Source organism: Echinicola pacifica DSM 19836, assembly GCF_000373245.1.
GTDB lineage: Bacteria > Bacteroidota > Bacteroidia > Cytophagales > Cyclobacteriaceae > Echinicola > Echinicola pacifica.
Genome location: NZ_KB890756.1, coordinates 167172 through 180036, shown reverse-complemented (window position 1 = coordinate 180036; position 12865 = coordinate 167172). Strand labels below are relative to the sequence as shown.

The window sequence follows — 12865 nt, the reverse complement described above, 5'->3', positions numbered from 1 at the left end:
CAGGGGAAGGGGGACTATAAGGTAAAAACTTCTTTGAGAGGTATGCTGATGGGGCTGTTGTCAGGATGGGTTTCCATAAGATCAGCCATATATGCCCACCATTTCCGAACTATCGCCGTTTGTCCCAGGTCCTGTGAGCCGATATGGCCGCTGATGGTCTGCACCGCAAAGAGCGTGGAGGTCTCATGATCCAAAAATATACTGTAATCTACCACACCACTATCTTTTAGGAGCTTTACCAGTTCCGGCCAAATCTCCCGGTGACGCTTTTCATATTCTTTTTCATTTCCAGGAATAAGCTTCATCCGGAATGCTAGCTGATTATTCATTGGGCAAAATTGTTAAGTTCAATAAGGCAATAAACATAAATCTTTCTAATAAACTGTTCTGCACTGGCAGGATCGCTTTAGATCTCCTCATCGGGGGAAGGTAGGCAATGGATTATAACACCATTTTTTGGCCAAAACGGGATAGTACAGTACGCGTATTTTGATATTTGCAGATACCTTGTCAGCCTAAAGTGATGGAAAGAGTTGCAGGTAATGATTTGTATATCAGCCTGCCAAGCAGCTTTCCATGGGCAAATCGCCCCGATCAAAATTAGGACTATAGTTAGGGTTAATAAATGGTTAAAAGCCATTCGCATTGGGCGGGTGGTTTTTTTTAGCTTTCCCTCTGGGGAATCCTGAAGGCGTTTATTATGCTGTTTCCCTAATTCCACAGCCTTACAGTTCGTCCCAAATAGACTTATTCATATCATAAATACAAATCGATTGTCATGTCCATTCCTCCAAAAATCCTTTCTTTCTTCTCAATGCTGATGGCTTGTATTGGCCTCATGATTTTTGTGACTCCGAAAGGTCAGGCTCAGGAATATTGGCATGATATCCCCAGGGAGCTGCGCTATCATCCGGATGAGCAGGATTTCGTGATCAATAATGGCGATCGCCGCTTCAATAGAGCCTTATACGGGTATCATTCTGACTTCCGGACGGAGGCGGGGGATCAGCCGCTTTTCTCGTTTTATCTGCCGGGTATGGGAGGACATTTTAGGCTGGGGATTCAGCGTGGTGAGGATTCGAAATGGCTGCATGAATGCGCGCAAGTGGAGGCTAGATATAGGGCTGGGATGATGGTGTACCATATTTCTGATCCTTTATTTGAGGGAGGGTCGATTAGCCTGGAGGTGATGCCGCTGAGAGATAGGGAAGGAGCGATCTTTAAGTTGAACCCACAAGGCTTGCCCCAGGACCTGGATTTGACCTGGCTGTATGGGGGTGTTACAGGGAAGAAATTCCGGCGAATGGGGGATTTGGGTGCTGACCCACCTACGGTTTTTGACCTAAGCGGTCAGAAGGCCGAGGGCAATGAATTTGTGCTGAATGAAGATAACCAAATTGAGCTGCAATATGGCGCCGATAAGAAGGAGGGTGACAGATCAAAGATGATGGCAGTTTTCCCTCCTTCTGCAAAGGTAAAGATTGGTAGTGCTGAGGAAATCACTTCGCCAAAAACGCTATGGGGCTCTCAGGCGACTTCTCAGCCAGTGGTGATGGGGAGAATGGCGGTGGCTGAGCAGATTCATTATTTTGCTATTTTTCCCGAAAACTCAGCAGTGATCGCCTATGATCAGATGGCTGTGGCCTATGATCAGGCCAATATCATGCGAGAGGAAATAGCCAATAGGGTACAGGTGCGCACACCCGATCCTTATATCAATACGGTGGCTGGGGCGCTGTGCATTGCTGCAGATGCGATCTATGATGCTCCGGCTTATGTACATGGTGCGGTGGCATGGCGAATGCCTCTACCGGGATGGAGAGGAGCTTATGTAGCCAATGACCTAGGCTGGCATGACCGTGCCAAAGTGCATTTCGATGGCTACCTCGCTTCGCAGTATTTGGCCCCAGGGGGAAGTAGGAATGATCCAGATAGCACCAGGCATCTGGCTCGACAAATGGAGCAGACCGGGAAGTCAATCTTTAATGAGGGCTATATCAGTCGTCGCCCGGGCGCCCCATCAGCACCGCATCATTATGATATGAATCAAGTGTTCTTCGACCAGTTGATCCGGTACTTCGACTGGACAGGGGATATCGAGTATCTTCGGGAAGTATGGCCAAATATTGAGCGGCACTTAAACTGGGAAAAGAGGAATTTTGATCCCGATGGGGATGGATTATATAATGCCTATGCCAGCATCTGGGCCAGTGATGCCCTCCAGTACAATAGCGGCGGTGTGGCTCATGCCTCTGCCTATAATTATTATGCCAATAAAAGAGCTTCAGAATTAGCGGAGTTTATTGGTGCTGATGGAAGCCAATATCAGCAGGAATCCGCCCATATCCTTAAGGCTATGAATGATCATCTATGGCTGTCTGGGGGATGGTATGCGGAATATAAAGATTTCTTAGGGCCTAAAAATTTACACCCTCAAGCGGGCCTTTGGTCGATCTATCATAGTATAGACAGTGAGGTGCCCGACCCTTTTCAGGCTTGGCAGATGACCCGATATGTAGATACTCAGATTCCACATATCCCATTGGTGGCAGATGGCTTGGAGGAGGGACAATTCCATAGCCTCTCCACGACCAACTGGATGCCTTATACCTGGTCGGTGAATAATGTGGCCTTGGCAGAGGTGCTGCACACCAGTTTGGCTTATTGGCAAGCAGGAAATACCAGGGAAGCTTATAGATTATGGAAAAGTGCCTTGTTGGAAAGTATGTATTTGGGCGGCAGCCCAGGGAATTTCCAGCAACTATCTTTTATCGATGCCATGAGAGGTGAGCTTTACCGTGATTTTGCCGACGCTGTGGGCATGGGAGCACGGTCACTTATCGAAGGTCTGTTTGGCCTCATGCCGGATCTGATGAACGATAGGCTGGTGATCAAGCCGGGCTTTCCCAGCGACTGGCCGTCTGCTTCACTAAGCACTCCAAACGTGGCAATACACTTCGAGCGAAATGGAGAGGTGGATCATTATGAAATCACCAATCGATATGGCAAGCCGCTGACCCTGGAGCTGATTATAAGAGCGCAAACAGACCGTATTGCGGCAATAAAGATCGATGGGGAATCCGTGGATTGGAAGCTGGTGGAAAATCATGTGGGCACAGCAGCCATCATGATCCTAAGTCCATTAGCAGAAAAATGCCGGATATCCATTACCTGGCAAGGGAAACCCATCAAGCCTTTTCCTTTCCCCAAGCAGCTGACAGCAGGTGAATATAGCCATATAGATGGAGGAGATGCCCAATTCTTACAATTGAATGATCCGGAGGGCCTGTTTGCCGAAAAGGAAATCACCACTAATGGCTTAAATACCAGGGTCGGAAATCAACTTGGAGACAAAACCTTTTTTGCTAAGCTGCAGCAAGGACAACTGACTTGGTGGGAGCCGATAGCCCTCAAGGTGGTGCCAAAGCTGGTGATAAAACCCTACGAAGATCAAAGTCCTGCGGCGCTGAAATTTTCCATTACCAATTACCAAAAGGAGGTCCAGAAAGCTACCCTTATGGTAAACGGCAAAGTATGGAAGGAGCAGGTAAATCTGTCACCTAATACTAGGCATGATTATACCGTTGAGGCCCTTTCCTTTCTTCAGACAGGGACGAATGTGCTGGAACTTTACCATAACGATATACTCCTCGCTCAGCAGGAACTGATTCATTGGGATCTGAATGCTTCTTCAAAGCAGCTGGAAATGCAGGACATCACAGCTCAGATGAATGATAAGGTCAGTGCATTATTCAGAAATGAATACCTCAGCCCTCGATCGCCTTATCCCACCTTGCAGCTTCCTATTCAGGGAATGGGGGATTGGGCTTCCTATGCTGCCTATATGGATATCAATGATGAAGGGCTGCGGAAATTGGCTGGTAAAAATGACCAAATTGTTTTGCCGCAAGGCATTCCATTCAAAACCCCCGCGGAAGCTTCGAAAGACAATATCCTATTTGCTTCTCTTTGGGATAATTACCCCGAAAGTGTCCAGCTGCCTCTGGCAGGAAAGGCCGCTCATGCTTATCTGCTAATGGCCGGATCTACCAATCATATGCAGAGCAGAATAGAAAATGGCCAGGTGGTCGTGCACTATAAAGATGGCAGCAGGGATAGCTTGTCTTTGAGGAATCCAGAAAGTTGGTGGCCGATTGAGCAGGATTATTATATCGATGATTATGCCTATAAGATGGGAGTGCCGAGGCCTTTCAGGGTTCACTTAAAAACTGGCAAAATCAGCCGTAAGGCCCATGATAACTATGTCGCCATCGACCACTTTACCGAATATGGTATTGATGGTGGGGCGGCCACGGTGCTGGATTTGCCTCTAGATCCAAAGAAGGAATTGGATTACCTGGAAGTAAAAGCGACGACCATTGAGGTGGTAATTGGCCTGATGGCGGTAACCCTGGAAAGGGAGTAAAAGACAAGTAAAAGGCGAGGGATTACCCGGGAGTTTTTCATGCTTATGGGATCCCTAAACTCATTTTTCACTTTGCGGCTGATTGTTTGATCAGCCTAGGGCAGATAGAGTGACCATAAAAGGGACTATGTGAGCTGTGTGCGGGGCCATGATCAGAATGGAAATAAAGCGCTAGCCGTTGCCGTGAAACAGCGCTCTCAAATTTCAGGACCTTCCCGCCTTGTCAACATATAATTTCTCCAATTAATAATTCACCAGCTGATGCTGTAATAGCAGCCCCAGCTTGGTCAGGGCGGTGGCGGTTTGCTCATCCCAGGGCAAGCCAAAACTGAGACGGAGGCAGTTATTGTATTGGTCCTTAAGAGTAAACATCCTTCCTGGCGCATATTTAATCCCCAGCCTTAGAGCAGGTTCATAAAGTAGCCCGGTGTTGATCCTAGGGTCGAGCTCCAGCCAAAGCAGAAATCCCCCGTCCGGAAAAGTGACTTTGGTATTTTCGGGGAAATATTCCTGAATGATATGCAGGTATTTATGTAGGTTATGCTGAAGGCTGCTACGGAGTTGGCGGAGGTGGTTTTCGTATCGGCTTTTGTCAATGAACTTGGCGATAGATTCATGCAAGAGTGTAGGGCAGGAAATAGAATGGACCAATTTAACTCGACAGATATCATCCATGAATTTTCCCGGGGCGATCCAGCCCACGCGGTATCCTGGGGCAAGGGTTTTGGAGACGGAGCTGCACCAAAGAACGATGCCTTCCTTATCGATACTCTTACAGGAAATGGGTCTTTCTTTTCCGAAATAGACGTCTCCATACAGGTCTTCTTCTATGAGGGGGACCTGGTGGTTAGTGCAGATTTTTACTAAGGCGCGCTTACTTTGCTCGGACATGGAGAAGCCCAGAGGGTTATTGAAATTGCTGACGACGATGATCGCGGCTACTGGAGAATTCTTAAGATATCCCTTCACTACTTCAAGATCGATGCCATGCAGGCTGTGGGTTGGCATTTCGATACATTGGAGCCCTAAACTCTGGGCCAGCTGCAAGGTACCAAAGTACACGGGGCTTTCAGTCAGGATAGTGTCTCCTTTCTTAGTCAGGGCCATCAAAGAAATGGCCAGGGCATGTATGCAGCCATTGGTGGTGACAAGTTCCTCCGTGGACAGGCCTTTTTCCCATAAGGTCGTCCTCTTGGCGATTTGCCGTCGAAGAAGACGACTGCCCTGAATGGGCTCATACTGCGTGCAGGCTTCAGGACTTTCGCGTAGCGTTTCCCGAATGATCTTTTTTAGTTTGGCGATCGGAAGCATGCTGGAATGTGGCGCTCCAAGCGAGAAGTCCGTCAGCTCCAGCTCTTCCTGCTCCATGCCATATACCTTATGTACAAAATCCGTCATGCCTTCCTTGCCCTGGGAGGGGCGGGCAGGGTATTTCACCGCCTGGAAGACCAGCTGGTGAGGTTGATAAGTTACGAAATAGCCCTTTTTTGGCTTGGCCTCCACCAGTCCGCGGCTCTCCAGCCAATACATGGCTTGAAGTACTGTGCTGATACTTAGCGTAGATTCCTTATGGATACTTCGTATGGAGGGCAGCCGCTCTCCATATTTGAAAGTCCCATTTTTGATCTGCTGCTCCAGTTCTGCGCCTAGCTTTTCGTATAAATTCATTTTAAAATCTGTTATGCTCAAAAATACAAAAATCTGTAACTGTATTGGTTCTTGTATATTATTTAGTTTTGAGGGTATTCGAAATTTTAACCTGACAAATGATATAAAATGGAAATTAAAATAAAGTTAAAACCGAGCAGTGCTTTAGATCAATTTGATTTTGATCAGTTTCAATTTGGCAAGGCTGCCACTGATCATATGTTAGTGGCTGATTATGCAGATGGAGCTTGGCAGTCTGCTGAGATTAGAGGATTTGAGTCCCTTTCATTATCGCCCTTATCGATGTGTCTGCATTATGGGCAGACGGTTTTTGAGGGTTTAAAGGCCTATCGGCAGGTCGATGGATCGATCAGCATCTTCCGATTGGAGGGGCATTGGGAGCGGATGAATCAGTCGCTTCGCCGGATGGCCATGCCTGAGCTACCTGCGGAATTATTTATAGCAGGCATCAAAAAACTGGTGGAGGTGGACCAGGACTGGGTGACTGATCGGGAAGGGTTTAGTTTGTACCTGCGGCCTTTTATGATTGCGACGGAGGAGCGTCTGGGGGTGAGTATTTCCAGGGAATATAAGTTTATGGTGGTAGCTTCCCCCTTGGCGGCTTATTATTCTGCTCCGCTAAAGGTAAAAGTAGAGAAGCATTATACTCGTGCTTGCCCCGGCGGCGCAGGTATGGCAAAGAATGGAGGTAATTATGGTGCCTCGTATTATCCTGCTTATTTAGCCCAGCAGGAAGGATATGATCAGGTGATGTGGACTAATAGCCGGGATCATGAGTATTTGGAGGAGTCAGGGACAATGAATTTGATGTTTATAATAGATGGTATTCTGCTGACGCCTCCTACAGGCGAGACGGTACTGGCGGGGCTTACTAGGGACTCCTTATTGCAGGTCGCCAAGGATATGAATTGGAGCTGTGAAGTACGGCCGATTGCAATAAAGGAGCTTCAACAGGCATTTGAGGACGGTAAAAGAGTGGAGGCTTTTGGTGTGGGGACTGCCGCCGTGCTTACCCCCTTCAAGCTGATTCATATGGAAGGGGAAGATTACTTTCCCTATGTGGAGGAAGATGCAAAGATGTATTTATTAAAAAAGAAGCTGTCAGACATCCGTCTGGGAAGGGAAGTGGACCCTTATGGCTGGAGCAGCCTTATAGAAGTGGATTTGGTGAAGTAAGCTTATTTCACCCAGTTCTCCTTACTTACCGTGGAAGGAAAACTGGGTGAAATATTTTTTATTGATCTTAGGGATGCAGGTTGCGAATAGGATCAATCTTTAAGTTCATAAGGATAGATCACCTTCCAATCTTTGGCCATATCTACTAAAGCCCAGCCTTTTTGGCTAGCCTCATCCAAGGCCTTATCAAAAGTGCCAATATGAGATTCCCGATCGTAAGCCCATTCGCGAGTAGAGTCGGTATGGTGGATATAGATCTGTAAGTTCTTGATCGAATTAGATTCAGCCCAATGCATCATTTGTAAATCGCCGTCAGAATTTCCAATGGCAATTACGGGTTTACGGCCGATATAGCGGTTGATACCCACTGGTTTGCCCTCCTTGTCATCAATCAAGTCAATCTCCGCCAATCTCGTAATGGTAGGTTGGCCGTCCTTATATTCATATTTGGTTTTTATGCTGCTTCCGACTACCTGATCTTTTGGGATATTATATACTTCTTCTGTCCATGGGCGCATAAATTCGATGCCACCACCAGACACTATGAAGGTTTTGAACTCATTAGCCTGGAGGTAGTTGATGAGTTCTAGCATTGGCTGAAACACCAACTCGGTATATTTTTTCTTTTTTGTGGGGTGCTGGGCAGTGGCTATCCAGTCTTTGACGATGCTAGCAAATTCATCAGTGCTGATGCCAGCATGGGAGGCCATGACAATTTCCAGAATACCTTTTTCGCCCTGGGCCATCAGGGTTTTCATATCGTTTTCCAAAACGGACTTATAAGGCTGTTTATTTTTCCATTCGGGATGTTCCGAAGCAAGAGCGTGAATGCGGTCGAGGGCAAAAAAAAGTTGGAAATAAGCGGGTTGCTCAGACCACAGGGTGCCGTCATTGTCGGTGGTGACGATGCGGTCTTCTTTTTTGATGAAGTCAGGATGTCCTTCTGTGGTGGCCTTGGTGACAAAATTAATGATGGACTCCTTAGTTTTGCCATCATTCCAGGAAGGAAGTGGGTCAGTGCTTTCTTGATTTTCCTCTAGGATTATTTCGGTTGAAGAAGTTTCATCAACTTGCTTTTGGCAGGAAGAAAATAGGATCACAAAGGATAAAAGTAAAAAACAGGGGAAGGTTTGGCTGTGTTTTTTCATGGCTTTATGGTTTAAAATAGAAATAGAAACAGAAAAAGAGTGCGGAAAGCACTCTTTTTCTGTAATAATAAATGAAGGTATTGACCTTAAAGTTCAGGAATTTCAATTCCTTTATCTTTGATCAACTTCTTAGCTTTTTCAATATTTCTAAAGCGAGTAATCTCCATTGGTCCTGTAAATACCTCACTTTGAAGTGGACGTGGTGGATATTTTTCATACGATTCCATTAGTTCTTCTGTAGCTTTATTGAAAATAGGAAGTGTCCATGTTTTTTCAGTAAAACTATTCATGAATAGATCGTAACGTTCCTGAGGATCAGCCCATAGGTCATAGATAGCCGGTACGGTAGCGATATAAGTTTGATCACCTCTCCAGCCTAGTTGCTGACCTGGAGAATCACTTCCCGCCATAGCGCCATTATCACCACGAGTATTGAAAACTGCTTTCCAGCGGTCCACACGGATGGCACCTGGAGACAATTCAGATTCTGTGAAATAGAACCATTTTCTACGTAAAGGCTCTCCTTCGTCGAATAGGATATTTGACATATCGTAGCTATCAAAAATCATAGGTACGCCTTCTCTGTCTTCGGTAGGAAGGGAGATGCCCGCTAAGCTAGCAAAAGTGGCCATAAGGTCCAATCCACCTACAATGTCATGATTGTCCGAACCAGCTTTAATCTGTCCTGGCCACCAAGCCATAGCAGGTACGAGGCTTCCGCCTTCTCTGTCAGTACCTTTAGAACCTCTAAAAGGAGTGTATCCAGCATCTGGATATACATCCTGCCAAGCGCCATTATCTACTGTATAGATTACGATGGTGTTTTCTTCGATACCTAGCGCTTTGATTTTGTCCATTATACGACCCACATTATAGTCCATTTCCATTACACAGTCAGCATAATTGCTTTTGGCAGGTGATTTACCTTTAAATTGCTTAGAAGGCAAGTTGGGCTGGTGGTTTTTAGCAAAGTTGATGCTCATGAAAAATGGATTGTCATCCTTGGCATATACATCCATTTGCTTAAGGACATTTTCCGTCATATTCATATCCAGCTCAGCAATGTTTTCTGGCGTAACCTTAGCTACTTCTTTTACTGCCTGTCCGGCCTCTGCTTCTAAGATTCCAGTGGTAGTCTTCTGGAAAAATTCAGACATTTCTGAGGACATCTCTGGGTTCCAGGAAGGAAAAGCATACGTGTAGGCATTAAGGTGGTAGAGTACCACATTCTCCATTTTGTCATATCCATGAGCTGAAGGCATAGCATAATCATCCTCGCCCAAATGCCATTTTCCTGAGAAGTAAGTGTTATAGTCTGCTTTTTTCAGCACGGAAGCTAAAGTCCATTCGGCTGCTGGAAGTCCTCCTCCTTGACCCTGGAATGCCACAGTGGTCATTCCCGAACGGTTAGGTATTCTTCCCGTTTGCATGGCTGCTCTGCCTGGGGTACAACTCGGTTGTCCATAAAAAGACCAAAATTGCATGCCTTCTTTGGCAATATTATCTAGGTTTGGAGTTGGCATGCCGCGTCCTACACCTCCTCCATATACTCCAAGGTCTCCCCATCCAGTATCATCGGAGATAAGCATGATAATATTAGGCTTGGTCGGCCTTTTTTTACTTTTCTGCGCCTTACCAATATTTGGTAAACTTAGCACTAATAAAACGATCAGTGCCGATAAAGATATTCGATTCATAAAATGTTAGTTGATGATTTTTATAGTATAAAGTTCTGAACTATAGGTTTATTTTACAAGTTGATATAATTATTTTAACTTTTTTTATGTAAAAAACACCTTATTCTCCTTTAAAATCTAAAATTTCATTTTTCATTATATTTAATATCGAATGGTAAATTGGTCAACCAAAATATCTTTAAGTCAGATACTTAGCTGCCCATTTCTATGTATATCTTAGGTGATTTTCGCAAACGAGGGATTCTGCTAGCTATTTCCAGATAGCTCAGCAATTCATTAGTGATTACCGCTGAATTAGGTGTTTTCTATTAATGGCATTGATTGCCGATGAAAGAGAAATACGCCCTGGCTCCTCGACTTTTTCAAAGACCATACGCTATTTCCATCCAAGTTGGTGCTCAGCTATCCTTACAACTCCCATTCATTGATAGGTAAAAATTGATCTTGACAGGCTGCAATATTTGACCTTGTACCTTACCTAACTGGCCAGGTAGATAAATCACCACGTAGGGAATTCTTCTACTTTAATGATGATACCCAATTGGTGGGGATTCGATACGAAAATTGGAAATTGGTGTTCTTGGAGCAAAGACAGCAAGGAACGTTGAAGATTTGGGCAGAACCATTTACGCCTCTGCGCTTACCAAAAATGTTTGATCTTAGAGCAGATCCCTATGAGCAAGCCGACATTACTTCCAATACTTACTGGGATTTTGTCTTAAGACATGCCTTCCTGATCGTGCCAGCACAGAAAGAAGCAGGTAAGTTCCTGGAAACATTCAAAGAATATCCACCACGTCAAGCTCCTGCAAGTTTCAACTTGGAGGATGTGATGAAGAAGCTCTCAACCGCTGGCGGAAGTTGATATATTGTAAAAAAGACTGGCCTAGTGTCAGTCTTTTTTACTCTTTTAGTATTTCCTCCATATACGCAAAGGCACCCTAACAAATAGGATGGTCACGCTTTTTTTCCTCAGCCTCTACTCTAAATGACTTCGGGCCTCTTTTTAATAATCACTCATTTTTTCTCTACATCAACTTATTTTCTTTCCCTCCCTCTATCCCCAATTGCCCAGACAAGGAATCCGCCATTCAGTATCCTATTGGCGATCCTATTATAGAGAAAATAGGGCTTAGGTAATTAGCGGAGGTTTAATATAAATGGATTCTATATTATAGCCTCTCTTTCCATCCACAAATGATATTCATCAAAAAGGGAAAACCTTCTGGTGACCACTTTTATTTCAAGAAGGCTTTTAGGTCACAGTTGTCGAGGGCTTTGATTCCTTGCACCACGGCTTTTGCATTGTACTCGGCGCCTTCTAGTATGGTGTGGGTATGGTCTTTTTCGTTGAAGTAATGTGCGCGGACATAGGCTTCTCCCTTTTCGTTATAGTGGTCTGCTATGCGGGTGTTGAGGTCAATGAAGAATGCATCACGGGTTTCTGCGGCTTGCTTAGCCCATAGCCCATAGTCCTGATCTGCACGGTTTACCTTCCCATCCTTCCAGCTGTTTCTCGGGATTAGGGAGCAGACGATGGGAGTCGCCCCTGCTGCTTTCGTTTCTGTGATGAGCTGTTTTAGGTACTGGCCATAGGAATAGACCGTTTCATGCTGATTGGTGATGGGATTATAGATCTCTTCGGCTTCTGTACCGGCGCTTCGTATGGTCCCCCGGGCCCTAGCCTCGTCATCCAGTGGGCTGCTGTCATTATGACCAAATTGCATGATGACATAGTCGCCAGGCTCTAGTTTTTGACGTACTTTTTCCCAAAGACCATAGGTCTGGAAAGTCCGGCTGCTGGTACCTCCCAACGCGTGATTTTGAACTTTTATATGTTCCAGGTCGAAATAAGGGGACATATAGTCGCCCCAGCCCCAGAGTCCTCCGGCGCCATCTCCCTGGCCATTCTTCACCGTGGAATCTCCGATGAGGTATAAGGTAGGCTTGTCCTGAGTGAGGTAGGTTTTTAGTTCGCAGTCTTCCAGCCCCTTTAGTCCTTGGACCACCGTCCAGGCATTGATGCGAGCGCCAGCCTCATTGGTATGGGTATGATCTTTCTCAAAGAGTCCCTTGACCACTTCCGGCCCCCACTCATCGTACTGATCAGCCACCATGCTGTTGAGGTCTATGAATGGTGCGCCAGTTTTGCGGGCTATTTCCTTAGCCCACTTTCCGTAATCCTGATGGGCACGCTCCACTTCTCCATCAGGGAATTTATTGCGGGGGATCATTGAGCAGATTATGGGTACGGCTCCCTTGGCCCTGGCCTCAGTGACAAATTTCTTCAGGTACCAGCCATAGCTGTGGACGGTCTCCTCGCTACCGTCTGGCCAGGTCAATTCCACCGTTTCATCCCCAGTGCCACGGAGCACGCCTCGGTATCCTCCGCGGGTGGTGTCTGGCTTGCTCCCTTCATTATGTCCAAATTGCATCATGACATAGTCCCCGGGTTTTAGCTCGTCCAGGACTCTTTGCCAGCGGCCTTCCTTGACAAATGTCCGGGTGCTTCTGCCGGCCATCGCCTGATTGCTGACTTCCACGCGGCTGCTGTCAAAGAAGTCCTGCATGAATGTGCCCCAGCCCCATTGTCCCGGGCCTCCATCTCCACGGCTATTCCGCACCGTACTGTCTCCAATGATGTATAAGGTGGTTTTTTTCTCCTTGCTTACAAAAGCCAGCAATAAGAGCATCACAGCGAGGAGGGGAAGGGTATAGCTTATCTTTTTACGCATATATATAGTATTTTA

8 protein-coding genes are annotated in these 12865 nt (G+C 46.0%); 3 read left to right on the top strand and 5 right to left on the bottom strand.

Annotation, left to right across the window (positions count from 1 at the left end; all coding sequences use genetic code 11):
* Window positions 1-14: 14 nt before the first annotated feature.
* Entirely contained in the window at window positions 15-329 is a 315-nt protein-coding gene (gene rhaM, locus B050_RS0118075) for an L-rhamnose mutarotase (protein ID WP_018475369.1), read from the bottom strand.
* A 449-nt stretch (window positions 330-778) separates the two neighbouring features.
* On the opposite strand from rhaM, the gene B050_RS0118070 reads away from it, so the two are divergent.
* Window positions 779-4426, top strand: a complete 3648-nt coding sequence (locus B050_RS0118070) for a DUF4450 domain-containing protein (RefSeq protein WP_018475368.1) — start codon at window positions 779-781, stop codon at window positions 4424-4426.
* A gap of 243 nt (window positions 4427-4669) precedes the next feature.
* On the opposite strand, the gene B050_RS0118065 is transcribed toward B050_RS0118070, so the two are convergent.
* Window positions 4670-6094, bottom strand: coding sequence for an aminotransferase-like domain-containing protein (locus B050_RS0118065; protein ID WP_018475367.1), 1425 nt, complete (start codon window positions 6092-6094; stop codon window positions 4670-4672).
* A 108-nt stretch (window positions 6095-6202) separates the two neighbouring features.
* Here B050_RS0118065 and B050_RS0118060 point away from each other — a divergent pair, with 108 nt between their 5' ends.
* A complete protein-coding gene (locus B050_RS0118060) occupies window positions 6203-7270 on the top strand; it encodes a branched-chain amino acid aminotransferase (RefSeq protein WP_018475366.1) in 1068 nt (355 codons plus the stop codon).
* Window positions 7271-7362: 92 nt separating this feature from the next.
* Here B050_RS0118060 and B050_RS0118055 read toward each other — a convergent pair whose 3' ends face one another.
* The gene (locus B050_RS0118055; protein WP_018475365.1) at window positions 7363-8418 is read right to left on the bottom strand and encodes an HAD family hydrolase; all 1056 of its coding nucleotides are present in this window, start codon (window positions 8416-8418) and stop codon (window positions 7363-7365) included.
* 86 nt (window positions 8419-8504) lie between these two features.
* A complete protein-coding gene (locus B050_RS0118050) occupies window positions 8505-10115 on the bottom strand; it encodes an arylsulfatase (RefSeq protein WP_018475364.1) in 1611 nt (536 codons plus the stop codon).
* Between the two features lie 457 nt (window positions 10116-10572).
* Here B050_RS0118050 and B050_RS23295 point away from each other — a divergent pair, with 457 nt between their 5' ends.
* Window positions 10573-10980, top strand: coding sequence for an alkaline phosphatase family protein (locus tag B050_RS23295; RefSeq protein WP_083923301.1), 408 nt, complete (start codon window positions 10573-10575; stop codon window positions 10978-10980).
* A 373-nt stretch (window positions 10981-11353) separates the two neighbouring features.
* Here the strand turns inward: B050_RS23295 and B050_RS0118040 are convergent, their stop codons facing one another.
* On the bottom strand, window positions 11354-12850 hold the full coding sequence (locus tag B050_RS0118040; RefSeq protein WP_018475362.1) for a rhamnogalacturonan acetylesterase: 1497 nt from the start codon (window positions 12848-12850) through the stop codon (window positions 11354-11356).
* Window positions 12851-12865: the final 15 nt, after the last annotated feature.